Consider the following 24,940-nt stretch of genomic DNA (forward strand, 5'->3'; position numbering starts at 1 on the left):
TCTTGGATGTGTCGGATGAGGGTGAGGAAGGGTCAGACAGTGATGACCGTCTTGCCGGTGAGCCTCCCGGTGACGGCCTGCTCGTGGACGTCGGCGAGGTCTGCCAGCGGGCGCCGGTCGGCGACGTCGATCCGCAGCTCGCCGGCGTCGACGAGGGCGACGAGCTCCGCGAGCCGGGCGGCGTCGCTGCGGGCGAACACCCGCACCGTCCGCACCCCGCGCGCTGTGTCCTCGGGAGCGGGGGTGGTGGTGCTGACCAGGACCCCGCCGTCGCTGACGAGGCCGACCAGGGCGGCGGTCTCCTCCGCCGAGGTGGTCACCAGGTTGAGCACGACGTCGAACCGGACGCCGGCGGCCTGGGTGACGGGGGTGACGGTGTAGTCGATGATCCGGTCGGCCCTGTGGGCCCGGACCCGGTCGGCGCTGCGCGCGCTCGTGGTCGCGGTGACGGTGGCTCCGGCCCGCTTGGCGAGCTGGACGGCGTACCCGCCGACCGCGCCGCCGGCGCCATTGATCAGGATGGTCTGCCCGGCCCTCAGCTCGGCGTGCTCGAACAGTGCCTGCCAGGCCGTCAGGGCGGTCGCGGGGAGGGCGGCGGCGTCGGCCAGATCCACCGTCCGCGGAGCGGCGGCCAGTGCCTCGGACGGCGCGAGCACGTATTCGGCGGCGGCGCCGGGCGCGCTCATCGGCAGGAATGCCACGACCGCGTCTCCGGCGCTCCAGCCGGTGACGTCCGGGCCGAGCTCGGCGACGGTGCCGGCGACGTCGATGCCTGGCACGTGCGGGAAGACCAGCGGGAACACCTGCTGCAGGTATCCGGCGCGGATCGCCGCGTCGACCGGGTTGAACGAGGTGGCGGCCACCTTCACCAGCACCTGCCCCGTGCCGGGGACGGGGCGGTCCGCCTCTTCGTAAGTCAGGACGTCGCTGTCGCCGTAGCGGTGGTACCGGACTGCCTTCATGATCTCTCCTCGAGTTGTTGCTTCGAATTCGAAGCGATGCGAAGACAGTAACCTGCTTCGAGTTCAAAGCAATCCCGGGAAGGATGTGACGTTCGCCACCGCGCTTTCGAGGTGTGCTTTGAATTCGAAACATATAGGATGGGCGGATGCCTGACACCGACGCCCTCCACCCCGCGCAGCTGAGCACCTACTTCGCGCTCATGGAGGCCGTCAGCCTGCTCCAGCACGCCGTCGAGCAGCAGTTGCGGGCGGAGGGCGACCTGAGTTACGTGCAGTTCCAGCTCCTGGCCCACCTCGCCGACGCTAGGCAGCTGACCATGACCGAACTGGCCGACGGCGTCGTCTACAGCCGCAGCGGCCTGACCTATCAGGCTGGCCTGCTGGAGAAGGCCGGCCTCGTCACGCGCGGCCCCAGCCCCGACGACGAGCGTGCCACACTGGTCACCATCACCGACGGTGGCCTCGCCCTCGTCGGGCGCGTCCTGCCCGGCCACATCGAGGTCGTGCGCCGCCTGCTGTTCAACCCCCTCGCTGAAGAGGACCTGCGCGACCTCGGCGACATCATGACCCGCGTCCGCAACCACATGCGCGCCGAGCCGCCCCGCTCCGCCGCCCCCCGCAAATCCCGCAAGTAAGAGCCCAGCCATTCAGCAACGACGAAACGCCCGATACCGTCTACCAGCGCGTCCAGCAGCACCTTTACCGCTCGTAGCTGCGGTTCCCGCTCTCGAGGCGCAGGCGCTGCAGGACGGCCCGTTGGCCGCGTACCTGGTGCACCGACAGGCCGTCGGGCTGGTAGCCGAGCTTGCCGGAGACGGCCAGCGAAGCCGGGTTATCCAGAAAGGCGCTGGACACCTGGCTCCGGCAGTTCCTCGTCCCGCTCACGCGGGTCCGCGTGCGCCGACAAGCTGCTGCGCCACCTGCTCACATGCGTCCGGGTCCGCCGGTCCGTTGCCGAGCTGGGCGATGCCCTGCTCGAACGCATCGCGGGTGACGGGGACGAGACGGCCGTCGCGGAGCATCGTCGAGGAACTTCGAGAGTGGCGGGACGCGGGCCGAAGGCGTTGTTCCTCGCATGCCTTCACCGCAGGGCGAGCAGTGAATGGGCAGAAAATGGATAGTCATGTGGCATGTCGCCGATTTCATATGGGGGCTAGTGTTGATCTCGACGCCACGATGGCGCTGCGGCAAAACATATGTCCGCCAGGATGTATCAAGTGCCGCCACATCAGTGCGAAATCCGGATTCGGGTCAAGTTGGAGCTAGAAAGGTGCATGCAAAGCAAATGATCAAAAGTAGCCTCGCGGGATTTGTGGCGTTAGTTAGCGCGACTATCCTGCTCGTTGGGACGGGCGCCCCAGTGCCAGTGCGCAGGTCGGCGAAGGTCGCTACAACATCATGATCAACACGAACAACACGTTTTTCGTTGCCGATTACTGCATCTTAACGACCACCAGCGGCAATTCTCGCGCCCAGTGCAGCGGAAACAAGGAGTCGGCCACAAAATTCCGGATGGGCGTAGTCCGCACTCCCGGAGACAGGGTGTGGCTGGACGTCAATATCGTCGGAGGTAAGGACCGTAAGGGCATCGATCTTCGGGGAAAGCGCTATATTACCGTAGAGGAAGATCTCTTCGGTATCGACGTCTGCGGGTGGAGCAGCAAGGCCGTATACGATGACGACAGACGGGGGTCCTCCTGCACGGCAGTGGGGAAATCTGCACGCCGTAGTAGATGTCGGTGACCGGGTGAACCCGGTCGCCTGGCATCGGCAGCTGCGCGGACCTGCCTATGTAGCTGCGCAGCGAGCGCCCCACCGCACCGGCGTCCGCCCGCCCACTCCGGCAGGCATGCGCGAAACGCTCTCCGGGCGCTGAGCTGGTCGCAGCTCAAAACGTCATGCAGCGGTTAAGCTTGCGGGCTAGATACTGCCAGCCGCTTGAGCAGCACGGTCTCGGCCACCGGGAAGTCACACGCGATGATCGCGTGCGCCTGAGCGGACAGGAACTGCCGCCACGTCGGCCCAGCCCGGCGGGGCGCCGGATCGATACCGGCCGCGTGCAGGATCTCCCACACCGTAGAGGCCGCGACCTGGTAGCCCAGGCGGGCCAACTCGCCCTGGATCCTCCTGTGCCCCCAGGTTGGATTCTCCCGCGCCATCCGAACAATCAGCGCCTTGACCGGCCGGCGGGTACAAGGCCGTCCCGGGCGCCGCCTGTCGGTGAAGGTCCACTTTCGCACCACGAGGCTACGATGCCAGCGCAAGATCGTCGCCGGGGTGACCGGGAACACCTCCTCCCACCGGCGACGGTGAAGCAGCCGAGACAATGCCGCAAGCCAGAGCCGGTCGACGTGACCCCACCGCGACCGGCCACCGAGCTGACGGCGGAGCACCTGATTCTCATGACGCAGCGCCAGCAGCTCAACGTCCCTGGACAGATCAGAGCGGACCAGCACCGCCACAAGGCTGCACAAGCACCGAACCACCCGGTAGATCAGCGACAACAATACTCCGCGATGGTGACAGCCTCCGAACTGATCGCGCAGCAGAATCCCAGCTCAGAGCCCGAAACCGTGTTTTCGAGCGGGACAGGCCCTCGTAGCAGGCCACCGACGATCGATCCGGGTCCCGAGACGAACTGGGGCAGCGCAAGGCGGCGAATAGCAGCACGGCCTTCGGATTGCCGGCGGCGACGAGGAACTCTTCGCGACCGAGTGCCAGGACTCCCCCGGTGTCGGGTCTGTGCCGACCGGGCCGGTCGGACTCGGCTGGGCGCCGCCACGATGACCACAGACTTCGCCCGCCGAGGTAGAACAGGTACGCCACTCCTGCCCACTCGCAGGCTCCCTGAAAGGCTCCGGCCGCCTGGGTCAGGTCTCACTCCCCGGAACCCCGGTCGGCCGGAAGCTGGTCATACGCCAGGTTCGTAGATCCAGGTGTACTTGCACAGGTTGCGGGAGACGACCTCAGGGGTGCTGGTCGCAGACCCCCAGTTGTATCGATCCCACAGGCCGGCGTGCAGCTTGTCGCCGACCAGCCAGGTGTTCTTGGGCCAGACTCGCCAGGTGGTGCTGCGGTATTCGTCGTTGGTGAACTGGGAGGTGAGGTCCTTCAGGCCGCCTTGGCTGTTGAACATGGCGTGCTTGCCCCAGCCGACGTAGATGGCCGGATGCTCCAAGCCCAGGCCGGCGCCGGCGCGCGCGCCGTTCCAGCTCTCCACATCGGCCCAGTTGCGGCCGAAGTGCTTGCCGTGCCTGCTCATGATCAGCTTGTCCCGGTAATAGGCGCCGTCACGCTTGCGCCACTCCACGATGACGTACTCGAAGTCGTGACCGTGTCCGAGCTCGCCGGGGGCGAACCCATCCTTCTTAAAGTAGAGCGTGTAACTGGTGCGTACTACGCCCTCGGCGCACTTCCTGGCCGAGACGTAGGTCGGGAACGACGAGTTGACCGCGGGGCAGCCCGAGTCGGCGTCCGGCCAGGCCTTGCGGCCGGCGGACGCGGACTGGGCGAAATTCGAGCCGACGAGGGAGTCCGAAGGCCAGCAGGTGGGGTTGTTGTTGGCCTGCGCGAAGTTCCACTGCGGCATGGCCGGCATGATCAGGTCAACGGGCGCCTTGGGGTAGAAGGGCTCGTTGGCCCAGGCGGGAGGGGTGGTGACGCTGGTGACGCCGGCCAGGGTGAGCGCCATGGTGGCACCGGCCAAGGACACGCGGCGCACAAGAGATGAGAGTTGCGCGACCATAGGGGTCTCGGTCTCCAGGATGTCCGGCTGCGACGGGGCAGCGGTGGGGCTTACAAGGCCCTCGCAGCGTCGTACGGACTTCTGCCCATTTGATAGATCATTCGGTGTTCAGTATCGCGCCCTGTTCTGCGGCCTCCGCCGCCCGGCATGACCGATCGCCACCCTGAAGAACGGCGTCCAGACGGTGGTCGCCGGCGCTTTAGGCGCACTCGCCCATGGAAAGGCAGATCGATCATGACTGAACGCCTGCGCGTGGCCGTGCTGGCAGGCGGGCCGTCCGCCGAGCACGAGGTGTCGCACCAGTCGGCGCAGGCAGTGCTCGACGCCCTGCCGAGGGATCTGTACAAGCCCACCCTCGTCATCATCGACCGGCAGGGCAGGTGGCCGGCCGATGTACGTCAAACCGGCCAACATGGGCTCCTCCGTCGGCGTCTCACGGGTCACCTCCTTGGAGAAACTGCGCGCGGGCATCGAGCCGGCGTTCACCTACGACCGGGTGGTCATCGTCGACCAGGGCGTGACGCGCGATGGGACAGCCTGGCCGCCGGGCTTGTCGAACCAGGGGATGTGGTGTTCGTCAAGGCCTCCAGTGAGATCGGGCTCAGCGCCTCTGCCGCTTGAGCTGGCCGGAACCTGATCGGCGCGGTCAACAGCACATGAAGGGAAAAGGGAACGGTTACGGCGATGTCTGATGTGCTGAGCGTGGCGTCCGCGAGGCGGACGCACGGGGACGAGACCATCCTGACCTGCTCCGAGGACGACGTCTTCGACGCGATGCTCGAAGGTTGGCTGCGGCAACAGCGCGGCACGGGACGTTTCCAGGCGTCCACGCTTGATTTCCGCGAGCAGATCGTGCGCCGCTTCGCCAGGTTCGCCGGCGCCTACCCGTGGCAGTGGTCACCCGAACACGTCGACAGGTGGATCATCCATCCATCTGACCGTCGACCTGCGCCGGGGCGCACTCGACTGTACGCAGCTACCAGGCCGCGCTGCGGTTCTTCTGTGGCTACGTCACCGAGCCGCGCAGCGGGTGGCCGGCGCAGTGCCGGTCTCAATTCGGCAGGGCGCCCGAGCAGGTCTGCCATGACTGGAACATGGGCATCCATCTGGTCGGCTACCACGGCGACCCGGGACGCCGGCCGATGACCCGCGAAGAGATCCAGGACCTTCTCGACCACGCCGACGCACAGGTCGACGTGGCGCTGCGCCGCAGTCACAAGGGAGCCCTGGCCCGCTACCGGGACGCAACCGTCTTCAAGGTCCTCTACGCCTGGGGACTGCGCTGTTCGGAGGCGTCCGCCTTGGACGTCACCGACTTCCACCCGCACGAAGACGCACCGGAGCTGGGCCCGTTTCGGCTCCCTGTACGTACGGGCGGGTAAGGGCGCGAAGGGCCTTCCGCCACGGCGGCGGACGGTCCTCCGCCTGATGCCGTGGGCGGTGGAGGCGGTCCAGGACTACCTGGTCAACATCCGGCCCCGCTTCCGTGACGGCCCGCAGCCCGCGCTCTGGCCGATGGAGCGGCGCGGTCGTCTGGGAACCAGGGAGATCGAGGGCCGGTTCGCGCGAGATCCTCTGTCGATCCACGGTGAGAAGTGACGTGACGGCGACGTTGGGCGTGATGCTCCGGCCGTCCACCGCCGAGGCGTGATTCGGCGGTGGAACGCCAAGGTCATGAGACGGGGCAGCCGCCGAACTGACGCGGACCGAATCGTCGCGGCGGCAGGCCGCTCGGCGGTGTGGTGTCGAACAGATGATGGCGGGCGGCGCCGTACGAGCCCAGCTCAAGCGCGTGCCGAAGCTCGAGCTCGACGAGTTCCTGGACACGGAGGCGGAGACCAGGCTGACCGCCTTGGCCAATGCGGAGCAGGAGGTGCGTGAGCCGGGCAAGAAGGTCGGTGACAAGAACGGCGTGGCCGTCTGGCTCGTCTGGGTCAAGGGCACGGAAGGTACGCTGGGACACCGTCTGGCACGGCCGCGACCCACCTTCAGCCGTCGACCGCCCCGTAGATCTCGTGGTGCCAGAGCTCCTCGCACACGCGCTCGATGCCGGCGGCGAGATGGCGGCGGTAAGTGGTGAAGGGCAGCCCCAGGCGCTCGGCGGCGGCTTCCTGCGTCGGGGCGCCACGGAGGTAGGTCGTGACCAGGGCCCGATGGAACTTGTCCGCACGCGGATCACCGCTCAGGCGGCCGATGGCCTGCTCGATGAGATCCCGCAGCGCCTTGGCGGGATCCGTACCGCCGTGTTCGACGACGATCCTGGTGCGGGTCAGCGGATTGGCGGCCAGCTCACGGGGGCGGGACAGGTGACGCAGCGCCTTGCGTACGGCGTCGGCGAAATCCGCCTGTGACAGCACCGCCATGCTGGAGGCCGGGACGGCCACGGCCTCCTGCGCGCCCTCGAGCAGCAGCCGGTCGAGCCGGTCGAGCCAGGCCTGCGCGGCGACCGCCCGCCAGTCGTGGGCGAACAGCGCGTACTCGGTGTTGCCGAGCCAGGCGTGCTCTCCGACGTCGTGCATGTCGTAGGTCCGCAGGTAGTCACGCATGGGGTCGTCGTCGCGCATGGCCATGAACGACCAGGCCATGCGGTCGGCCCGCAGGCAGTAGCCGACGGCTCGCCACTGGATCAGGTCCGTGACCGGGGATGCGTCGCTGTATTCCGCGCGCACCCACGTCCGGCCGACGGCCAGGTGCTCGCCGGGCCGCAGTGGCGCCATGGCGCGGGCGTTGGCCCAGGCCGTGGCGACGATCGGATCGATACGCGCCTCTTCCTCGGAGGGCTCGTACAGCCGCAGCCAGGAGCAGAAGCCCACCAGCTCGCCGGTCTCCGCCCTGCGGTAGAGGCGGAACGCCTGCGGCTGCCGGGCGGTCCAGTAGGCCACGGCGGTGCCCGATTCGTCGTTCTCCACCTCCGAGGCCATCCGTGCCAGCGCCTCGGCGTCCTCGGGGCGGAAGGCGTCCTCGTACACCTCGCCGTCGCCCCGCCAGCTGTGGAACTCCGCCGTCGATCCGACGACGCGGTACACATAGAAGAGCGAGCCGACGGCTCCGAGAACCTCGGCGTCGCTCGTGACACGCGTGCGGTCGGCCAGGAAGGCGGTGATGCGCCGATGCATGTCCGCGTATCCCTGCGGGTCGCGCCAGCGCAGGTCGGCCTCCAGCACCTCGCGGACGACGTCGTGGGGGAACAGACCGAGCCGGCTGGACTCCACGAAGGGCAACCGGCGCAGCCAGGCGAACAGGGCCGTGGCGTCGTCCGGCAGGATCTCGCGCAGCAGGTCCTCGGTGGTTACGTACGAGTGCGCGCAGACCTCCAACGCGTGCCGGTGGGCCGCGCTGGGCACCTCACCGACGAGCTGGTCGAGCAGGGTGGATATCACGTCCCGCGCGGGCGTCCAGCGCGAGCTCGCCCCACGGTCCTTGACCGCCACCGCCGCCCCCAGGGACAGGGTCAGGGGATGGCCACCCGCGAAGGCCAGCAACTGCCCGCGCAGGTCGTCCGCCACGCCGCGGACGTCCAGCAACGCCGCCGCGTCCGCGGGAGCCAGGTCGCGCAGCGGCAGCACCCGCAGCGCCTCCGCCCAGCCGGGGTCGGCCGCCCACAGCAGGTCCGGCGCGATGCGCCCGGCCACCACGACCAGCGCGCCGACCGGCAAGCGCGGGAGGAGCCGCTCGCGCAGCCAGCCCTCCAGACCCTGCACTCGCTCGAACGTATCGATAATCAGCACCCCGCGCTCGTCGCCGAGCACTGATCCGGCCTCGGCCTCGAACACCGCGGGCGTAGGCTCCAGCGTGTATGCGTTCAGCGTTGTCACGGGCCGCCCCGCCGCCTTCGCCTCCTGCTCGAAGCGCCTCAGCAGCGCGGACTTGCCCACGCCGCCAGGACCGTGGACGTACAGGACGCTGCAGGCGCCGCGCAGCGCCGACCTGAAGACGCCGAGCTCTTCCTCCCTGCCGACGAAGGTCCGCTCACGCATGGCCTGCAGACGTCGTTCCAACACCATGAAATCCTGCTCGTCCCCCGAACTCATGGGGACAACTGTAGTAACTCCAGACAGCCAGACCAGGCGTACATTCCGTGTACTTCTACGCATTCTGCTCCTGGGCCGTTCAAGCCGACGCCAGGAAAAACGGAATGGACATGACACGCGCTGGCGAATGGACAGCTCCGGCTACGAGGGTGCCTCAGGAAGATCTGGACCCGCCACCACGCTCTGGGCGGCGCCCGCCCCAGGGCGAAGACGGGTCAGGTCTCCCCATCATGCTCATACTCCGCTGGAGGCTTGCTTCATGTCCCCCTACAACCGCCTGCGCACCGTCCGGCGCGCGACCGTGACGGCGAGCGCCGTCCTTGGCACCTGTGCCGCGCTTGTCACCGCAGGCCCGGGAGCCGCCTCGGCCGGCAGCGGCGCCGCGTCCGGCATCCGTTACGTCGCGCTCGGCGACTCCTACGCCTCCGGCTACGGCATCACTCCCGTCCAGGACGCGAGGTGCGGCCGCGGCGCGACCAACTATCCGTCCGTGCTGCGGGCGGTGGCCCAACCGCAGAGCTACCAGAACGTCGCGTGCAGCGGCGCCACCACCCGCAGCATCTGGAACGCGGAGGGTGGCGAGCCGAAGCAGATCAGCGCGCTCAAGAAGGACACCAGCCTGGTCACGGTGACCATCGGCGGCAACGACATCGGCTTCACGGAGCTCGTCACCACCTGCGCCACCCTCGGCCTGCGGCAGCCGACCGGCGACCCGTGCCGCCAGACGTACAAGGAGGGTACGGCCGACAAGATCCTCACCCGCCTCGACGCGGTCAAGTCGCGCTTCGCCGACGTGGTGACCGACGTCAAGCGCAAGAGCCCGGAAGCCACGGTCGCGCTGGTCGCGGGGTCGGTGTTGCCGGGCGAGATCTGCACCAGCTTCGACGAGGCGATCTTCGGCTGGATGGCCCTGGCCACCCCGGAGTTGTACGACCCGACGATGCCCACGACGTCCACGTCGTCCGCGAACCGCTGGGACGCCGTCGCGCCCTTGTCCGGATTGGCCTCGTCGTCCTGCGCGTCCATCGTGAGCTTGTAGCCCTTGACCGCGCACTTCTCGTTGGCCTGCTCGACCGCGAGCCGCACCGAGTTGCGGATGCCCAGCCCGATGGCCGACAGTTTGCCCGACATGGGGGCGATCACGCCGACGACCAGCGTGCCCTTGCTGGTGTCGCAGCCGCCGGTCGCACCCGTCGCCTCCGTCTTGTCCGCGCCGCACGCGCCGGCGCCCAGTATCGCGCCGATGGCCAGCAGTCCGGTCAGTACCTTGCTTGTCAACGTAGGAACTCCTTGCCCCGTCAGTGACTTCACTTCAGATCGGAAGCAAGACAGCTCAATACCTGACCAATTCGAGTGCCCGTCCGAGCAGCACGACGCTGCTGGACGCTCGTTCTTGCCCGGCTCAGACGGACGTCGGCAGCGGCCCGCTGTTCCACGTCATGGCGTCGCCGAAGGCGGTGAGGAGGTCCACCTCGCCGCCCGCCGCCTCGGCGTAGGCCCGGTGCAGGTTGAGCACCAGTCGCTCGGCGTCCGCCCACTCGGCGAACTCGCTGAGATCGGCCTCCTGCGCGGCGGCCAGCGGCGCAAGGCCTCTCTCGCGTCCCTTCGCGGCGACGTCGAGCACGAAGCGGTAGTAACGCTCGTGCCTGGCCAGAATCTCCGGCAGATCGCTCCTGCCCGCGAGCGGCCCGTGTCCCGGCACCACGTGCTCGGCCTCGAAGGCCGCGAGCCAGTCCAGCGACTTCAGCGCCCCTTCCAGCGACCCCATCAAAACCATGGGCGTGAGGCCGTTGAACAGCAGGTCGCCGGTGAACAGCACACGCTCTTCAGGAAGCCAGGCCACCACGTCGCCGGTCGTGTGCGCGGCATGGCCGGGATGCCGCAGCTCGACGGCGCCTGCCGGAGTGGAGCGTCAGCTCGGACCGGAACGCCACGTCAGGAACGCGGCGCGTCACGTTCCCCCAGTCCGGGACCGGGGTCCAGATCGGCGGGCACCCGTCGATCAGGGGATCGGCCAGCAGCGCGTCCCGCATCGCCTCGTGTCCGAAGATCACGGTGTGGTCCGGCAGCAGGCTGTTGCCGGAGGAGTGATCCCCGTGCTGATGGGTGTTCACCGCCATCCGCACGGGGGCGTCGCCGGCCGCTGCAGCGACCGCCGCCAAGAATCGGCGAGTACGCTGCTCGGTCGCGCACGTGTCGACGACCACAACGCCGTCGTCGCCCGCCACAACTCCGGCGTTGTTCACCCACCAGGTGCCGTCCGGCTGCACCCAGGCGAAGACCCCAGGAACGATCTCATGCAGCCCTGCCGCTTCGGCATGCTCTCCCACCATCACCACTCCGCCCGTCCGGCCATGTCCGGCATCGTCACTTGTCGCAAACACACCGGCCCAGCGTCGCGTCCGGCACTGTCCACTTCACAGACCGGCCTCTGGCCAATGGGCGAGCACCGTGGCCCGTCTGGGGGTGTCCACGGCGGCGGTGAACAGCACATGGCCGGATATTGGGCAGCCAAGTGGTCTGGGAAGCGGAGACAGCGGACGGCATGATCTCACCGTCCAATCACCCGCTGCCACACCCTCTTCAGCGAAGGACATCACGGTGATCGCTCACCGCTCCCTCAGCCAGCCCTCCAGTCCCTGGGGGGCGGACGCGTCGGCGACCGGCCTGAGGAGGGCGGAACTGCTCGGCACGATCACCCGATGACACGACCCCTTCTCGCCCACGGCGGCCGTCCTATTCGGGCAGGACGGGCGCCCGTTCAGCCGGCAAGAGCGGCGAGCAGCTTCGCTCGGGTTGCGCCGCGCTCGGGGAAACGGGGGGCGCCGCCGCCGAGCGTGGCGATGCGCTCGCAGCGGCCCGGTACGCTCAGACCTCCTCGAAGTGGCCGCCTCCTGGTCGTCCCATGCCGGGCTCGGACGACGCCGTGCAAGTCGCTGTCACATATGCCGCAGAAGGTCGTCAGACACCATGTCGTCAATTAACTGCTCGCCCCGCGCGAAACCTCACGCCTCCGCTTCGATTTCGAGCACGCCACCGTCGAGCTGGAGCACCTCCACGGCTACCGCGAGAAGCACTGGCGCTTCACTCCCGCCCCTGGCCACGAGCACCTGGCCGACCAATGGCGGAGCGACGACGCGGCGACGTCGAGAGCGGGCACCTGCTGCAGATCGCGGCGGTCCTGGACGCGCTGCGGCACGGCACCGAACCTGCGGTGAGCCTCGCCGAAGCGCGCCGCACTCTGGAGTTCGCCGCCGCCACTTACGCCTCCGCGTTCCGCCGCCGGCGAACTCACCGGTGACGATCCTTTCGTGCGCGCCATGGACGGTGGCGCCATGCTATGGCCGCGCGTCAAGGAGGCCGTATGACCGCGCTGGCCACCCGCCGGGGCACCGGGGCAGGGCTCACGGTGCACGACAGCGGCACGGAGCTCACCGTCCGCGACTGCAGTGACGGGGGCGGCGGAACGGAGCTGCTGCGCTACGTCTACCGCCCCGACACAGCTGGCTGGAGTCCCGAAGCCGCATCTGCACCCGGTGCGGACCCGCTCCGGCCGCCTGGTCAGCCTGTTCCGGCTCTGGGACCACGTCTGGCAGGGGGTTCGCCGGGCGAACGCCCCTACCAGGCCTTCCCCTTCCTCGGCGTCACCTCCCAGTCCCAGCTCAGAGAGGCCGGCGAGCGCGAGCGCTGAGGCCGCTCAGACGGCCCGGGCTATGCAGATGCGCGCCTTCAGACGCGCTCCGGCCTCGTAGAACATGTACTCGGTGCCGTCCTGCGTGCCGAAGGACGGCGCGGCCACCCGGCCTTCGTCCGAGGCGATCGGCGAGTGGAAAACGCCGAGGTGGACCTCCTTGTCGAAGTTCTCGCCGACTTCAGTGATGCGCATCTTGCCGTCGCTGCCGTGGTATGCGACGTACACGGTGCCATTGCGCTTGACCAACGTGGGGCCTGAGATGTCGCTCACGCCGTCGGCTTCGTGGTTGACGAGCGGAGTTGAGCTGAACTGCCAGTTGTCCCAGCCGTTGGGAGACCAGCCGTAGAAGATTCGCCGACCGTTCCTGACACCCATGAAGACCATGACGTACCTGTTGTTGCGCCCCGGCAGAGCGTGCTCGAACACCCGCGCATATGACGTTTCAGAGGTCCCCGGTATGAGGCGAGTGCTCAGGATGGGCGTCTCGTCGGTGAAGTTGATGCCGTCCTGGGAGCGGGCCACCCGGGTCACGGTGTTCTCACCATGGAAGTAGCAGAAGAACTGCTTGGTGGCCGAATCCCAGATGACGTGCGGAGAGGAGACGTGGCTGACGGTGGTGCTCGGCAGCCATCTGTCGATCAACGGATTGGCGGTGTGCTCGACGAACTCCCGGTTCAGAGAGTCACTGAACGCCACACAGATGCCGCCGGGATTCTCGTGCGGGGCGTAGTAGAGGTAGTAGCGGGCGCGAGCATCGCTGATCTTGTCTCCCACCCCCCGGATCGTAGGGAAGATGAACTCGCCATCGCGGTTGTAACGCAACTTCGAAACGTTCAGGGCGTCACGCAGGTAGCGGTAGGACGGCATCCCGGCAGGACCGGCGGCCGCAGGGGCTGCTGTCACGCCCACGGTGGTCGCCGCGGCGCCGAGCAACACCGCGCCCCGCAGCACACTGCGCCGGCTGACGGGCCGGACCATTATCATGTGTTCTCCAGAAAATCGAATGCTGTGAACCGTCCCGGCATGGTCGCCCCGCTCCCTGTCCACCGGCCAGGCCATTTCCTGTCCACCTGCCGCCGGCCAACGGCGGATGGCCGCCCCCGGACAGGCCACCCGCCGTCGGCCCGTCGCGTCAGGCGACGACCTTGACCGCCCGCAGAATGACCTCGAGAGTGACCTTCCGTGAACGTCCCCCTTTTCCGCTCGGAAGAGGCAGCCACGCTGGTCGCCGAGGTCACCGGCTCCGTCCTGCTGCCGGGCGACGCAGCGTATGAGGCAGAGACGGCTGCGTTCAACATGACAGTTGCCCACCGCCCCGCCGTGGTCATCGCCGCCGCGACGGCCGCGGACGTGCGGGTGGCGGTGCGTTTCGCCGCGGCCCATGGCCTACCGGCGGCTGTGTTGTCCACCGGTCACCAGCCGCTGACCCCGGCCGACGGCGCCGTGCTGATCACCATGCGAGAGATGAACACGGTCACCGTCGACCCGGCCGCCCGCGTCGCACGGGTCGAGGCGGGCGCGCGCTGGGGCGACGTGGTGGCCGCGGCCGTCCCGCACGGGCTCGCCCCGCTGAACGGCTCCACGCCTGTGGTGGGCGTGGCCGGGTACGTCCTCGGCGGCGGCCACAGCCCGATGCTCGGCCGTACCTACGGCTGGGCCGCCGACCACGTGCACGCCCTCGACCTCGTCACCCCCGACGGCAGGCTGCGCCGGGTGACCGCGGAGACCGAGCCGGACCTGTTCTGGGCCGTGCGCGGCGGCAAGAGCAACTTCGGCGCCGTCACCGCGCTGGAGTTTGCCCTTTTCCCGGTCGCCTCGACCTACGCTGGCGGGCTGTTCTTCGACGGCGAGCACACCGCCGCCGTGGTGCACGCCTGGCGCCGGACCACGATCGACGCACCTGACGAGCTGAACACCTCCCTGGCGCTGCTCCGCCTGCCCGCGCTGCCGTCCGTGCCGGAGCCGCTGCGCGGGCGGTTGGTGGTCCACGTGCGCGTCAGTCACGCCGGGGACGCGGCGGAGGGCGCGCGGCTGCTCGCGCCGCTCCGTGCCGCCGCTCCCGTGATCATGGACACGGTGGAGGTGCTGCCTTACGCGCGCTACGCCGAGGTGCACCAGGACCCGACCGAGCCGATGGCGTACGACGAGCGCAGCACGCTGCTGACCGAGCTGACGGCGGAGGCCGTCGAGGTGATCGTGCGGCACGCCGGGCCCGCCTCCGGCTTCGCCGGGATGTTCCTGGAACTGCGTCATCTCGGCGGTGCGCTGGCCCGGGAGCCCGAGCAACCGAACGCGGTGTGCGCCAGGGACGCCCTGTACACGCTGGTCGGCGCGGCGGTGGGCGCCCCGGAGCAGACTCGCGCGCCGATCGCGCAGCTCGACGCCCTGATCACCGACCTGGACAAATGGCAGACCGGCCACAAGTTCCTCAATTTTATGACCGCCGCCGACGAGACGGAGGAGGCGTACACGCCGGAGACGTACGCGCGGCTCCGGGCGATCTAGACCACCTACGACCCCGGCGACATGCTCCGGCTCAACAACCACGCGATCCCGCCGAATCCCGTCGGATGACCCTCTGGCCAAGGATGGTCGCTGCCGGCCGATCCCATCATCGACGGGTGCCCGCCGGTCTGGACCCCAGTGCCCGGCTGGGGTAACGTGACGGCACCGATCTCCGACCGTGGAGCTCCTGCCCGAACTGACCCTGCACACGGGCAAGTGCCGCATCGAGGTGCCTACGCCGAGGCGGCGTCAGCGACTCCATGGCCTGGATCGGCGGGCCGTTGCCGTCGTCGGTCTGAGCTTGTGCTCGGCCACTCCATCGCGACCGTTCCCCCGCGATGGCCGGCACGCATCCTGCCGAGCCGGCTCCGAACGGCGGTTCCGGGGCTCAGGTGACGTCGTCCACGGCGAGGAGCCCGGCGAGGCCGAGGAAGCACAGACCGCTGCCGAGATCGATCCTGCGGTGGGTTCGCGCCGAGATCCCGATCGCCCCGATCCCGCTTCCGATTCCGATATAGCCGAGGCCGACAACGAACTCGATGGCGAGGTAGGCCACCCCGAGCAAGACGAGCTGCTTGTCCGCGTCATCTGCCGGTCCGCCCGTGAACTGGGGTAACAAGGCGGCGAAGAGCAGCAGAGCCTTGGGATTGCTGATCCCCACGACGAATTCGTTGACGATGAGCGGCCGCAGCCTCTGGCCGGTGTCGGACGGGGAGACGGTTGAGATGGCAGCCGGCGCGCGCCGGGCACGGCGCAGACTCGAGAACCCGATCCACGCGAGATAGACGACACCCACCCACTTGATCACCGTGAGCGCCGTGGCCGAGGTGGCCAATATCGCGCCGAGCCCAGCCACGACCAGCCCGATGAGGACGACGAAGGCAGCCAGCCGCCCGCCGATTCCGGCCAGGGCATACGCGGTGCCATGGCGCACGGCATTGCTCAGGCCAAGGAGCTGATTCGCTCCGGGGATGAGGGAGATGAGGAGAGCGGCAGGAATGAAGCCGACCCAGTTGATCATAGATATCCGCCTTGAATCCAGGTGCTGATGCACGTCGCTCACCCGCTGCGCGGATCTCCGCCGCGGCCCCGCGTGGGGGAGGAGAGACGCGTTCGTATAAGGGCACCTGAGGCGGCTGCTCATTTCCAGATCTTCACCTGCCCACTTTTTGTTCGCGCGGTGCATGTTGTTCAGCGAGGGCCGGAACCACAGGACTGGGTCACCGAGCAGCCGCTCAGCCCGATCATCGAGTTGCGCGGCTTCGCGTCCGATCTCCGTCGCGACTGGGCGGCCGTCACCGCCGGCCCCACGGCGGCGAGGGTCGTCAGGCGATGGCTTTGACGGCCTGGAGGATGACGTCGGCGACGGCGGCGGGGCGGGAGGCATTGAGCGCCCGGTCGTTCAACGGCCGCTGGTGCGACGGCGTCCAAGGTGGCGCGCCCCGGTGACAGATCGGCGGTGAACCGCTGGCGGTAGCGCTCCTGCCGGATGTACGGATCGGTGCTGCCATCGGGCAGCGCGACCGCGTTCAGGGTCGTGCCCAGCGGGCCGCCGGGAAAGCGGCCGCTCAGCTTGGCGACGGAGGCCATCGGCTGACGGCACGCGCCACGCCGCACGTCCCGGAAACGGACGGTTCATGGGCAATGGACGAGCTGGCAAGTGGACAGTTCGCTCACCGACTATACGGAAGACTGCGGCCCGATTTCGCGAAGATCACTGGCTGCTGGGGAACGGCAACTCACCAGTAAGGAGTTTGACATGGAAGAACTGCCGACGGCTCTCGCCGCGCCGGCTGCGCCCGCTGTACAGCGGCGGGACTGGATCTGGCGGCCGGACGCCGGTTGACGTGACGCGAGCGACGGCATAGACCCGGCCGATACGGTGCCGCTGTGGCACCCACCCACCAACGAGGGCATCGTGCACGATTTTCGTCTATCTCTGCTGCCGTCCGGCGCGCACGCCGACCCCGCCGTGCTCGCGCGGCTGTCCGGCCTGGTCAACGAGGTCTACGCCGAGGCCGAGAGCGGCCTGTGGCATGCGGGCGCGGCCCGTACGATCCTCGAGGAGGTCGCCGAGCTGACCGCCGCCGCGCAGGTCGCAGTGGCCTGCCTGGGACATCGTCGGCTGCGTCCGCATCCGCCCCTGGACCACCGCGCGGCGGAGTTCGGCATGCTCGCGGCCGATACCGCGCACAGCGGCCACGGCATCGGCCACGAGTTGGTCGCCTTCGCCGAGTGTCGCGCCCTCGACAGCGGACGCCCGGTCATGCAGCTCGAAATCGTCACGCCCCGGTCCTGGACGCATCCATCCAAAGAGTTCCTGCCCGTCTGGTACACCCGACGCGGCGACCGGCGTCAGCCCGGTCGAGGGGTCCTACCCGGCGCTGGCTCCGTTGCCGGCCACCCCATGTGACCTGGTGGTCTACCGCAAGCGTCTCTAGGGGCTCGTCCGGGCGACGCACCGAAGTGAGTGCCTGGGCGTTGCCTGGTGGCGATCGCCGCAATGGACGCGGCGTTCCACGCCACAACCACTTTTCGTTCAAGGTCAAAGGATCCTGCATGCGCATCGGCTTCGCGGTACCACAATATGGCGCCTTCGCCGACCCGGAATTCATCGGCAGTGCCAGTGCGAGTTTGGAGAGCATGGGCTACGACAGCCTGTGGGCGAGTGACCGCATCCTCGTGCCACTGGCACCCAGTGATCCATATCCTGGAGGAGACGGCACGATCCCGGAGGCTTTCACAACGTTCTTCGATCCGTTGTCCGCCCTGACCTTGGCGGCCCTCAGCACGAGCGACATACGGCTGGGGACCAGCACGCTCAACGCCTTGTGGCAGCCGGCCGTCGTGCTCGCTCGCAGCCTGGCCTCGCTCGACCTGCTCAGCCGCGGGCGGCTAGACGTGGGCATCGGGCTGGGCTGGTTGCGGGACGAGTACGCGGCGGCGGGGGTGCCCTGGCAGGGGAGGGGCGTCCGGCTGGAGGAGACGCTCGACTTGATGGAGACCCTCTGGGTCGAGGAGGTGGTGGAGCACAAGGGGCCGCTGTGGACGGTGCCGCCTTCCCACGTTCACCTCAAGCCCGCCCAACGACCCCGTCCGCCGATCCTGCTCGCCGGTTTCACCCATGCGGCCCTGGAACGCGTCGGCAGGCGCGCCGACGGCTGGCTGGGGGTGGCACTGCCTCAGCCGTACCTGGAGTTGTTGTGGGGCACGGCGCGGCAGGCCGCCGAGCGGGCCGGCCGGGACCCATCGGCTCTGCGCATGGTGATACGGCTCAATCCGATGATCGTTGATGAGCCGGCCGACCCTGCCCACGTGCCCCATGCCGGTACCGTCAGCCAGATCATCGAGTACCTGTTCGCCCTGAGCGCGGCGGGCGCTCATGAAGTGTTCGTCGACGTGCAGGCGACGACACGATCGCGCGGCGAACTGCTGGATGTCGCGGAGTCCCTCATCACGGGGCTGCGCGCGGGTTGAGCGGACAACGGGCTTCCCGAATGAGTAGTCGCAAGCCCGATGCTGTGGTGCCATGCTCAGCCGGAGGGGCGGAGGAACTGGCAGCCTTCGGTGCCGTCCGTACGACCCCGACTGCAGCGTGTTGTACGTGCACGGCTTCCCCGCACGGGGGAGTCGGCGCTGTCGCCGCGCTGTTCGCGGCCGTATGGGGCAGTCGTTGGCTTTCCATGCGCACGAAGTCGTCGTCGCGCGCCCCGAGATCGTTTCATGTGGGTGTTTCGGTCGTCCAGCCGAATGCAACAACCCATGAAACAGAATCCGCATTGGACGGCCGACGTCGGCCGCGTTGTTTCAAACGCCCGACGCGTCAGTGTTGGGACAGGAAGAGGAGAGACAGAGCCGTTTACTGGACAGTCCCGGTGTCCGCCGTTGGGTGAGGAGGATGGGAGAACGCGTGAATCCGCTGCGGCGCTGCGGCGGGGATGGTCGAGTAGTCGCAGGCCTCGGGACAGTGATGCGACAGGAGAGGAAGCACGCCGTGGATGAACTGACCGGTTGTGTCCCTCCCGCACGGTCCACCAGCACCTCCGGAGCAGGCGTCGGAGAGACGGCGGGCACAGCGTCACGCGTGCGGCCGAGCCCGCTGTGACGCTGGTCGGCCGGCGGTCCGAGATCCGTCGTGTTGTAGACGTCATCGAGGCGAGTCGCGGCGGATCGCGTTGCCCAGTTTGCTCGCGTACACGCCGGTCTGCCAGCCGCCCTTGACCAGCCGCGGGTCCGACAGCAGCGCCCTGGCCTCGGCGTGGCTGGTGACCATCCAGCCCTGCCGGCTGGTCGGCAGGGTCACGCGATGGACGGGCCCTTGTCGGTGAGCTCCGCGTAGATCGCGTGCCGCTCTCCGTCGGCGACGGCGGTGAACGGGTTCGGCCAGGTGTCCCCGGTCGTGGGGATTGGCATGATGCTCCTCACTCTTGTGCCCTGATTCTTTGGTCCGCGTAGATGACGTCCATTCCGCGGCCTTGCCAGGAAGCGCGAGGGGTGCGGTCGGAAAGGGATGTGCCTTCCCTGCCGACGCGCCAACGTCAGTCGGGAAGGCACACGCGTGATCACTGCGGTCCCTTACTCCGGTCGCCCCCGGGACTCGCACGCCTCCTTGCCAGTTGCGGGCGTGTCACTACCAGGTCAGATGCCGGCTGGGTGAGTCCAGGTAGGCTCGCTCGCCTTTGCACCACAGTTTGACGCGGCCGGTGTAGTTGCCGATCACCCCGCCCATCGGGTGCGGGTACTTGTAGCGGTTGTCGTACCAGGGCACCGGGTCTCCGTCGTCGCTCCAGCCACGCGGCCCGAGATACTGCAACCTGATGCTGCAGACGGGGTCCGTGTCCACCCAGGTGATCCAGCTGGAAACGAGGGCTTTTCTGGTTGTATTGCTGGTCTGGATGCAGACCTTCACCCGCGCCTCGGCACTCCACCCCTCGGCGTTGATGGCGTCCGAGCGTACGGACTTCAGCGTTCCGCTCTTACAGGCGGTGCCGTCTGCGAGTGCCGGGGTTGCGGTCACCACGGCGGTGATCCCGGCGAGGGCGACCGCGGCCATGGCGCAACTCGTCGCCTTGGCAATTGGTCTGAACACTGATAGCTCCTCAAGTTTTCGGAGAAACGTTTCTGAGCAGCCAGAGTCTGGTAGACGAAATTATTCGTCCACCAATCCGAAAGCTGTTCACTAACTGTCCGGGCACCTGAGCGCGGCCGGTCTGACCGGGTCACCTCACTCGTCATCACTCTCGGCTTTGAGGGTGCGATCGAGACGGCGGGGAACATGGGCGTCGATTCACTGCGGGGGCGGTTTCCGACGAGGTGGTCTTCGGCTCCAAGACGCACAACGGACGACCACCGCCATGGACGCCTGCGCCGCCTCGGTGCTCACGATCACGGCCAGATCATGGTGGTGGTCCGCGACTCGGCATCGTGTGACGGCGGCTCAGGAGGCGCCGTCCGCTCCCTTCGGATATGTCGCGTCATCGCCATGGACCTGCAACGGGTCGACCAGTTCAGGGGCCCTGCCTCAAGGCCAGGTAGTTAAGGCTTTTCAGTTCTCGTCAATCGGATGAGAGATGCAACGGGGCTCCTGTAGATCAGATGTCGGCGAAGATCATCCGAAGAGTGGAGTCCCGGTGGGGGATCAGTTTGTCATTTCCCGGGTGGTGCGGGTGGCCGCGGGAGTGTTCGCACCGGGCCACCGGGGAGAGCTCACCCAGGTGGTGCCGTTCGAGCTGGTGGATGCGGTGCTGGCGGAGACATGCCGGGTGCAGCACCGGCTCCGGGAGCTTCCCTCGCGGGTCGGGGTGTATTTTCTGCTGGCGATGTGCCTGTTCCCGGAGGTCGGCTACCGCTCGTCTGGGACAAGATGACCAGCGCTCTGGCCGGGCTGCCCGCTGTTGCTTCACCGGCCGCGAAGGCGTTACGCGACCTGCGCCGCCGGGTGGGCGGTGCGCCGATGCGGGCGCTGTTCGAGGTTGTGTGCGGCCCGCTGGCGCAGCCGGTGACGCCCGGGGTGCGGTTCGGCCGCTATCGGACGGTTTCCTTCGACGGCTGCAGCTCACTGAAGGTTCCCGATGCCGGCCGGAACCGGGCCTGGCTCGATCGGCGGGCTCATGGCGGCTATCCCCAACTGGAGCTGATGTTGAACAGGAGGGCCGCCGCCTTGACTCCCCGGCGGTGGCGCCGGACGTGCCCACCGTTGTGGCGGAGGCAGGAGGGGAGAGCAGGCCCAGTGTCAGGGCCGCGGCGGCTGCGGTCCCGAACAGAGCGCGTGCGTCGGGGCACCCCGACGCGTCCTGGCGCGAGCAGACATTGTTGACGACCTTTCGGCTTGAGAACGAACGTTCGGTGCGCGTTGCGCCCCCATACTCGGGCGGTGCGATGTCCGAATCCCAGGCCGTTTACTGACCACTTCATATCCTTGAACCGGTCCGGGTTGGTGGGAGGCCCTAAAGCCAGCATGATCGTGCTGGCGGAAGGGAGATTCACACGCGATGCCAGCCCCAGGAAGTACCCCGATGAGCTTCGTGAGCGTGCGGTGGCCCAGCAGCTCGGCGTGCACCGCGAGGCGCTGCGCAGCTGGGTGCGTCAGGCGGAGATCGACGGCGGGCAGCGGCCCGGCACGTCGACCCAGGACGCGCAGCGGATCGCCGAGCTCGAGCGGGAGGTTCGTGAGCTGCGCCGGGCGAATGAGATCTTGAAGTCGGCGGAGTCGCCTTCATCGACGCCCATCGCGACGAGTTCGGCATCGAGCCGATCTGCCAGGTGCTCGAGCTGGCTCCCTCGACGTACTACGTGGCCAAGGACCGAACGCCGTCGGCTCGGAAGGCTTCGCGTGACTGGGCATGGTTGTCAGCGACCCGCCTGCGCGACGCCGCCGTGTCGGCGCTCGGCCAGCCACACGAATGCCGCCGTGTGTACGAGGCGCTCCTGCTCTGCAGCGGCCGGATCACGCCTGGCCGCCTGCGACGGCTGGACACCGAGGACGGCCGCCCATGTGGCACTACCGCGCCACCGCGAATCCCGCTCCCCAGAAGTGACCAAAAGTCATCACGAAGATACGGCTATGGGCTCGGGTATGGCGATGTCGACCAGCGCTTGAGCGCCGGTCCGGGCAATGGCTTCGGCGCTCGGGTCGTGATCCAGCCAGGCACTGATGCCCGCGCCGTCGTACAGCAGGACGAGTTGGCGGGCCAATCCCTTGGGGTCGTTGGCCCCGGCTTGTTCGGCGAGATCGTGGAAGAGCGAGTGGAGCCAGGCGCGGTAGTCGGAGGACACCTCCTCGACAGCCCCGCCGGGTGGCGTGTTGGCGCCGGCGGTGACGAAGGCGGAGCCGCGGAAGCCCTGGGCGGTGAAGGATAGGCCCTGCACCTCGAAGACCCCGGTAAGGCGCTCCCGTGGCGTGCGGTAGCGCCGTTCGAGCTCGCGGCTCATGTGCTCCCGCGTGGCGGCGTGGCGGGCCCGCAGGTAGGCGCGCACCAGTTCTTCCTTACTACCGAAGGTGTTGTAGAGGGTGGCCTTGGCGACGCCGGCGTGCTGGATGACGCGGTCGATGCCGACCGCATGGATGCCCTCAGCGTAGAAGAGCTCGTCGGCAGCGGCCAGAAGCCGGGCGCGGGCGGTGGCGCTGCGCTCCTGCGGAGCGGAAGGCTTGGCAAGCATGTGCGTATGCTCCCTCGGTCAGGCATCGTGCCGGACCAGCCTCGGGTGGATCGTTGCTCAATTCCCAGGCCGGTCCGTGTCCACAAGGTGCTCATTTTGCCAGGCACGACGGTTCAGGAAGCGGGCCTCGCATCACGTCCGGGCATTCACACGGGCCGTCAATGTGATGTAGCTCGGCGGCGCCCGGAACCAACGAAACTACTGACGACAGTCGTCACCGTCGATGGCATCTGAGCAGCCGTCGCAAGGCATCACGCCTGAAGCGGGAGAGGCCGGGATATGTCTCGGCTTGGCAAGTCGGAGGCTACTGTGTCGCCCGCCACATGGCGTGGCTGTCGTAGACAGTCTCGAATCGTTGCGCCAACCCATCCCTCAGGTGCCAGACATGGACGAACCTGGCCGCTCCCACCTTCCCGCTCGCTCGGTGCACCCCACGGTACTCGCCCACGACGAAGAGCTTGTCGCCGGCCGGAGTGAGCTCGAAGGGGGTCACCTCGAAGTCGGCCCAGTCCGCGGCGATCGGTGCGAGGGCCATGCCGACGATCCTGTGCCTGCCGTAGAAAGTGCCGCCGCTCCCGGCGCCGGCGATCACCGTCCACTTCACGTTGGGCGCCAGGCGCTCCTCGAACGCCTCCATGTTGCCGGTGGCCAGCGCCGAGTAGATCTCGGCGACGGTCCTGCGGTTGGTCGACTCGGTCGGGGTGAGGGTCTTCGCCTCGATCTCCATCATGTACGGCTCCTTCGTCGTCTGGGCCTAGACGACCTCAAAGGACTGCTCGTTTCCCAGACCATTCGGCCACCAACTCCTGTCCACGCCGGCGCGGGCAGTGCTCATGCCCAGGCGTGCCCATGCCGGCGTTGTCGCGGCGATTCGCCCTGGCGGCGATCTGGAGTACGGCGCCGTTCACCACCTGCCTCCAGCAACGGGGGCGCCGCGCCGACGGGCCGCCCCTGGTGACCTGCGGCTTCAGTCAGCTACCTGGCTCCGTCTCCCAGGAGTGGATCGTGAGCCGGATAGAGCGTCAGCCACGCCGAGGGCGGCGCGCATTCCCGGTCAGATCGTGAGGCCACGGATGCGGGCCGTGGCCGGCAGTTCAACAGGACGTGATCCGCACGATGAGGATGATCCCGCAGTGCAAGTACCCTTTGGGAGACATCAGGTACGGCAGCGGGACATCTGGTCAATGACGACGAATGCGCGGGATACTGGTCACGGATCCCCCAAGTCCCGATGCAGCAGGGGAACGCGACGATGTCCTTCCACCCTTCGGCACCCTTGGTCGGACGCGAGGCCGAGATGGCGGTGCTGCGAGATGCCATCGCCCAGCTGCGAGCCGGCACCGGCGGCGTGGTCCTGGTCGATGGCGAACCCGGCATCGGGAAGTCGTCGCTGGTCGCCGCGGCGGCCAGGAGCCGGGCTGTAGCCCGTCCAGCCCCCGATGGTCGTCAGCAGGAGCAGAGCGCTGCCTTTCGCCGAACTGGTCTGGAGCTCATCGATGATCTTCTGGTCGGTCTCGCTGAGCATGCTGACATCGCTCCAAGGTCAATGACGCCTCCAGGCGCCTGGTAAGCCGTCGTATGGACCTAGACCGCCGCGCAGGACACTAGTCGCCCGCGAGCGGTGCGGCGAACCACTGCTGGAGCGGGTTGCTGCTCTTGCAGGAGCCGACTCCTACCGCGGCGTTGCGCCGCGCATTCGCCTCGGCGCTGGTCAGGCACTTCTTCGTCGCGAAGTTCTGGATGACGAAGGCGTCCTTGAAGGCACCCGGAGCGTCGAGCGCCAGTTTGAACGCCCACTTCTGGGTCTGCTTGCCGCCCACGCATCGGGCGACGAACAGTCGATTGCCGCTGTCGGTCTCCAAGCACACGGTTTGCCCTCGGACGAGCTTCCTGCTCACCAGCTTGCCGCCGTTGATGAAGTTCCACTGCTGTTCGGTGTCACCGCCTCCGCGGGCGAACCTGCTGAAGACCTTGCCCTTGCCGCTGGCACCGACGTCGCCGACCTCCAGTTGCAGGTTGGTTCGGCGGTTGCTGAGGTTCAAGGTGCCGGCGGGCGGGGCGGCGGCTGACGTCCCTGTGGCGGCGCCAGCCGGGGCACTGGCGGAAGCGGCCGCGGGCGCGGCGACAGCAGTGGCGGCCAGAGCCGCGATCACGGCACTGATGGAGAGGGCGGGCTTCATGACGTTCTCCTAGTTACAACGCGGCAGGACGAGCGTTCGTCCAGCCATGTGGGTCAGCTGACTGACCGCATTCCTGATCCGGAGTTGGCGGGCGAGGCCGAATCTAGGCGTGGGCACTGTCCGTTCCACAGACCACTTTCTGGCCGATCCCCGCCCGTTGGTGC

At 68.1% G+C, this 24,940-nt stretch carries 23 protein-coding genes and 6 pseudogenes; 14 read left to right on the forward strand and 15 right to left on the reverse strand.

Annotated features, from left to right (window positions below; all coding sequences use genetic code 11):
- Window positions 1–32: 32 nt before the first annotated feature.
- A complete protein-coding gene (locus ACFSKW_RS18140) occupies window positions 33–962 on the reverse strand; it encodes an NADP-dependent oxidoreductase (protein WP_379573435.1) in 930 nt (309 codons plus the stop codon).
- Between the two features lie 146 nt (window positions 963–1,108).
- On the opposite strand from ACFSKW_RS18140, the gene ACFSKW_RS18145 reads away from it, so the two are divergent.
- Window positions 1,109–1,597 carry a MarR family winged helix-turn-helix transcriptional regulator gene (locus ACFSKW_RS18145; protein WP_379573436.1) on the forward strand — a complete coding sequence of 163 codons (489 nt, stop codon included), beginning with the start codon at window positions 1,109–1,111 and terminating at the stop codon, window positions 1,595–1,597.
- Between the two features lie 64 nt (window positions 1,598–1,661).
- Here ACFSKW_RS18145 and ACFSKW_RS18150 read toward each other — a convergent pair whose 3' ends face one another.
- The 3 genes from ACFSKW_RS18150 to ACFSKW_RS18160 all read right to left on the reverse strand — a co-directional run bounded on the left by ACFSKW_RS18150 (window position 1,662) and on the right by ACFSKW_RS18160 (window position 4,674).
- Complete coding sequence (locus ACFSKW_RS18150; RefSeq protein ID WP_379573437.1) at window positions 1,662–1,817, reverse strand: hypothetical protein; 156 nt, start codon at window positions 1,815–1,817, stop codon at window positions 1,662–1,664.
- A 1,052-nt stretch (window positions 1,818–2,869) separates the two neighbouring features.
- A complete protein-coding gene (locus tag ACFSKW_RS18155; RefSeq protein WP_379573438.1) occupies window positions 2,870–3,466 on the reverse strand; it encodes a helix-turn-helix domain-containing protein in 597 nt (198 codons plus the stop codon).
- 407 nt (window positions 3,467–3,873) lie between these two features.
- On the reverse strand, window positions 3,874–4,674 hold the full coding sequence (locus ACFSKW_RS18160) for an NPP1 family protein (RefSeq protein ID WP_379573439.1): 801 nt from the start codon (window positions 4,672–4,674) through the stop codon (window positions 3,874–3,876).
- Between the two features lie 267 nt (window positions 4,675–4,941).
- Between ACFSKW_RS18160 and ACFSKW_RS18165 the strand changes: the two are divergent.
- From ACFSKW_RS18165 to ACFSKW_RS18180, 4 genes and pseudogenes are all read left to right on the forward strand, one after another.
- Window positions 4,942–5,052, forward strand: a pseudogene (locus tag ACFSKW_RS18165) (D-alanine--D-alanine ligase family protein); the annotation flags it as partial.
- Between the two features lie 67 nt (window positions 5,053–5,119).
- The gene (locus ACFSKW_RS18170) at window positions 5,120–5,344 is read left to right on the forward strand and encodes a hypothetical protein (RefSeq protein ID WP_379573463.1); all 225 of its coding nucleotides are present in this window, start codon (window positions 5,120–5,122) and stop codon (window positions 5,342–5,344) included.
- 457 nt (window positions 5,345–5,801) lie between these two features.
- Window positions 5,802–6,089 (forward strand): hypothetical protein, encoded by a 288-nt coding sequence (locus ACFSKW_RS18175; RefSeq protein ID WP_379573440.1) that lies wholly within the window; start codon window positions 5,802–5,804, stop codon window positions 6,087–6,089.
- Window positions 6,090–6,135: 46 nt separating this feature from the next.
- Window positions 6,136–6,306, forward strand: coding sequence for a hypothetical protein (locus ACFSKW_RS18180; protein WP_379573441.1), 171 nt, complete (start codon window positions 6,136–6,138; stop codon window positions 6,304–6,306).
- Window positions 6,307–6,695: 389 nt separating this feature from the next.
- On the opposite strand, the gene ACFSKW_RS18185 is transcribed toward ACFSKW_RS18180, so the two are convergent.
- Window positions 6,696–8,738, reverse strand: a complete 2,043-nt coding sequence (locus ACFSKW_RS18185) for an ATP-binding protein (protein ID WP_379573442.1) — start codon at window positions 8,736–8,738, stop codon at window positions 6,696–6,698.
- A gap of 259 nt (window positions 8,739–8,997) precedes the next feature.
- Between ACFSKW_RS18185 and ACFSKW_RS18190 the strand changes: the two are divergent.
- Window positions 8,998–9,579, forward strand: a pseudogene (locus ACFSKW_RS18190) (SGNH/GDSL hydrolase family protein); the annotation flags it as partial.
- A gap of 17 nt (window positions 9,580–9,596) precedes the next feature.
- Here ACFSKW_RS18190 and ACFSKW_RS18195 read toward each other — a convergent pair.
- A pseudogene (locus tag ACFSKW_RS18195) lies at window positions 9,597–9,869 on the reverse strand (ABC transporter substrate-binding protein); the annotation flags it as partial.
- Window positions 9,870–10,140: 271 nt separating this feature from the next.
- A pseudogene (locus ACFSKW_RS18200) lies at window positions 10,141–11,071 on the reverse strand (MBL fold metallo-hydrolase).
- Between the two features lie 788 nt (window positions 11,072–11,859).
- Here ACFSKW_RS18200 and ACFSKW_RS18205 point away from each other — a divergent pair.
- A complete protein-coding gene (locus tag ACFSKW_RS18205; protein WP_379573443.1) occupies window positions 11,860–12,039 on the forward strand; it encodes a hypothetical protein in 180 nt (59 codons plus the stop codon).
- A gap of 63 nt (window positions 12,040–12,102) precedes the next feature.
- On the forward strand, window positions 12,103–12,429 hold the full coding sequence (locus tag ACFSKW_RS18210; RefSeq protein ID WP_379573444.1) for a hypothetical protein: 327 nt from the start codon (window positions 12,103–12,105) through the stop codon (window positions 12,427–12,429).
- Window positions 12,430–12,435: 6 nt separating this feature from the next.
- On the opposite strand, the gene ACFSKW_RS18215 is transcribed toward ACFSKW_RS18210, so the two are convergent.
- Window positions 12,436–13,491, reverse strand: a complete 1,056-nt coding sequence (locus tag ACFSKW_RS18215; RefSeq protein ID WP_379573445.1) for a glycoside hydrolase family protein — start codon at window positions 13,489–13,491, stop codon at window positions 12,436–12,438.
- 123 nt (window positions 13,492–13,614) lie between these two features.
- Between ACFSKW_RS18215 and ACFSKW_RS18220 the strand changes: the two genes are divergently transcribed.
- The gene (locus ACFSKW_RS18220; RefSeq protein ID WP_379573446.1) at window positions 13,615–14,937 is read left to right on the forward strand and encodes an FAD-binding oxidoreductase; all 1,323 of its coding nucleotides are present in this window, start codon (window positions 13,615–13,617) and stop codon (window positions 14,935–14,937) included.
- A gap of 388 nt (window positions 14,938–15,325) precedes the next feature.
- On the opposite strand, the gene ACFSKW_RS18225 is transcribed toward ACFSKW_RS18220, so the two are convergent.
- Together ACFSKW_RS18225 and ACFSKW_RS18230 are read right to left on the reverse strand one after the other, a co-directional pair.
- Complete coding sequence (locus tag ACFSKW_RS18225; protein WP_379573447.1) at window positions 15,326–15,958, reverse strand: LysE family translocator; 633 nt, start codon at window positions 15,956–15,958, stop codon at window positions 15,326–15,328.
- A gap of 170 nt (window positions 15,959–16,128) precedes the next feature.
- The gene (locus ACFSKW_RS18230; RefSeq protein WP_379573448.1) at window positions 16,129–16,527 is read right to left on the reverse strand and encodes a hypothetical protein; all 399 of its coding nucleotides are present in this window, start codon (window positions 16,525–16,527) and stop codon (window positions 16,129–16,131) included.
- 292 nt (window positions 16,528–16,819) lie between these two features.
- Between ACFSKW_RS18230 and ACFSKW_RS18235 the strand changes: the two genes are divergently transcribed.
- Together ACFSKW_RS18235 and ACFSKW_RS18240 are read left to right on the forward strand one after the other, a co-directional pair.
- Window positions 16,820–17,350 (forward strand): GNAT family N-acetyltransferase, encoded by a 531-nt coding sequence (locus ACFSKW_RS18235; RefSeq protein WP_379573449.1) that lies wholly within the window; start codon window positions 16,820–16,822, stop codon window positions 17,348–17,350.
- Window positions 17,351–17,496: 146 nt separating this feature from the next.
- Entirely contained in the window at window positions 17,497–18,414 is a 918-nt protein-coding gene (locus ACFSKW_RS18240; protein WP_379573450.1) for a TIGR03619 family F420-dependent LLM class oxidoreductase, read from the forward strand.
- Window positions 18,415–19,084: 670 nt separating this feature from the next.
- Here the strand turns inward: ACFSKW_RS18240 and ACFSKW_RS18245 are convergent.
- On the reverse strand, window positions 19,085–19,240 hold the full coding sequence (locus ACFSKW_RS18245; RefSeq protein WP_379573451.1) for a hypothetical protein: 156 nt from the start codon (window positions 19,238–19,240) through the stop codon (window positions 19,085–19,087).
- Between the two features lie 327 nt (window positions 19,241–19,567).
- Window positions 19,568–19,990: a hypothetical protein gene (locus ACFSKW_RS18250; RefSeq protein ID WP_379573452.1), complete on the reverse strand. Its 423-nt coding sequence runs from the start codon at window positions 19,988–19,990 to the stop codon at window positions 19,568–19,570.
- 517 nt (window positions 19,991–20,507) lie between these two features.
- On the opposite strand from ACFSKW_RS18250, the pseudogene ACFSKW_RS18255 reads away from it, so the two are divergent.
- Window positions 20,508–21,253 (forward strand): annotated as a pseudogene (locus ACFSKW_RS18255) (transposase domain-containing protein).
- 219 nt (window positions 21,254–21,472) lie between these two features.
- Window positions 21,473–21,774, forward strand: a pseudogene (locus ACFSKW_RS18260) (transposase); the annotation flags it as partial.
- Window positions 21,775–21,984: 210 nt separating this feature from the next.
- On the opposite strand, the gene ACFSKW_RS18265 reads toward ACFSKW_RS18260, so the two are convergent.
- Entirely contained in the window at window positions 21,985–22,596 is a 612-nt protein-coding gene (locus tag ACFSKW_RS18265) for a TetR/AcrR family transcriptional regulator (RefSeq protein ID WP_379573453.1), read from the reverse strand.
- A 304-nt stretch (window positions 22,597–22,900) separates the two neighbouring features.
- Window positions 22,901–23,326, reverse strand: a complete 426-nt coding sequence (locus ACFSKW_RS18270; RefSeq protein WP_379573454.1) for a nuclear transport factor 2 family protein — start codon at window positions 23,324–23,326, stop codon at window positions 22,901–22,903.
- A gap of 567 nt (window positions 23,327–23,893) precedes the next feature.
- On the opposite strand from ACFSKW_RS18270, the gene ACFSKW_RS18275 reads away from it, so the two are divergent.
- Entirely contained in the window at window positions 23,894–24,166 is a 273-nt protein-coding gene (locus ACFSKW_RS18275) for an AAA family ATPase (protein WP_379573464.1), read from the forward strand.
- Window positions 24,167–24,200: 34 nt separating this feature from the next.
- On the opposite strand, the gene ACFSKW_RS18280 is transcribed toward ACFSKW_RS18275, so the two are convergent.
- The gene (locus ACFSKW_RS18280) at window positions 24,201–24,776 is read right to left on the reverse strand and encodes a hypothetical protein (RefSeq protein ID WP_379573455.1); all 576 of its coding nucleotides are present in this window, start codon (window positions 24,774–24,776) and stop codon (window positions 24,201–24,203) included.
- Window positions 24,777–24,940: the final 164 nt, after the last annotated feature.

It is taken from the genome of Nonomuraea mangrovi (genome assembly GCF_042681425.1).
In the GTDB taxonomy this organism is placed as follows: Bacteria; Actinomycetota; Actinomycetes; order Streptosporangiales; family Streptosporangiaceae; genus Nonomuraea; species Nonomuraea mangrovi.

Coding starts and splice junctions, on each gene's coding strand:
- ACFSKW_RS18170 (WP_379573463.1), top strand. CDS start 5,120: ATGGGCTCCTCCGTCGGCGTCTCACGGGTCACCTCCTTGGAGAAACTG.
- ACFSKW_RS18275 (WP_379573464.1), top strand. CDS start 23,894: ATGGCGGTGCTGCGAGATGCCATCGCCCAGCTGCGAGCCGGCACCGGC.
- ACFSKW_RS18140 (WP_379573435.1), bottom strand. CDS start 962: ATGAAGGCAGTCCGGTACCACCGCTACGGCGACAGCGACGTCCTGACT.
- ACFSKW_RS18175 (WP_379573440.1), top strand. CDS start 5,802: ATGGGCATCCATCTGGTCGGCTACCACGGCGACCCGGGACGCCGGCCG.
- ACFSKW_RS18240 (WP_379573450.1), top strand. CDS start 17,497: ATGCGCATCGGCTTCGCGGTACCACAATATGGCGCCTTCGCCGACCCG.
- ACFSKW_RS18210 (WP_379573444.1), top strand. CDS start 12,103: ATGACCGCGCTGGCCACCCGCCGGGGCACCGGGGCAGGGCTCACGGTG.
- ACFSKW_RS18280 (WP_379573455.1), bottom strand. CDS start 24,776: ATGAAGCCCGCCCTCTCCATCAGTGCCGTGATCGCGGCTCTGGCCGCC.
- ACFSKW_RS18250 (WP_379573452.1), bottom strand. CDS start 19,990: ATGGCCGCGGTCGCCCTCGCCGGGATCACCGCCGTGGTGACCGCAACC.
- ACFSKW_RS18185 (WP_379573442.1), bottom strand. CDS start 8,738: ATGAGTTCGGGGGACGAGCAGGATTTCATGGTGTTGGAACGACGTCTG.
- ACFSKW_RS18215 (WP_379573445.1), bottom strand. CDS start 13,491: ATGGCCTGGCCGGTGGACAGGGAGCGGGGCGACCATGCCGGGACGGTT.
- ACFSKW_RS18230 (WP_379573448.1), bottom strand. CDS start 16,527: ATGGCCTCCGTCGCCAAGCTGAGCGGCCGCTTTCCCGGCGGCCCGCTG.
- ACFSKW_RS18205 (WP_379573443.1), top strand. CDS start 11,860: ATGGCGGAGCGACGACGCGGCGACGTCGAGAGCGGGCACCTGCTGCAG.
- ACFSKW_RS18265 (WP_379573453.1), bottom strand. CDS start 22,596: ATGCTTGCCAAGCCTTCCGCTCCGCAGGAGCGCAGCGCCACCGCCCGC.
- ACFSKW_RS18145 (WP_379573436.1), top strand. CDS start 1,109: ATGCCTGACACCGACGCCCTCCACCCCGCGCAGCTGAGCACCTACTTC.
- ACFSKW_RS18180 (WP_379573441.1), top strand. CDS start 6,136: ATGCCGTGGGCGGTGGAGGCGGTCCAGGACTACCTGGTCAACATCCGG.
- ACFSKW_RS18270 (WP_379573454.1), bottom strand. CDS start 23,326: ATGATGGAGATCGAGGCGAAGACCCTCACCCCGACCGAGTCGACCAAC.
- ACFSKW_RS18225 (WP_379573447.1), bottom strand. CDS start 15,958: ATGATCAACTGGGTCGGCTTCATTCCTGCCGCTCTCCTCATCTCCCTC.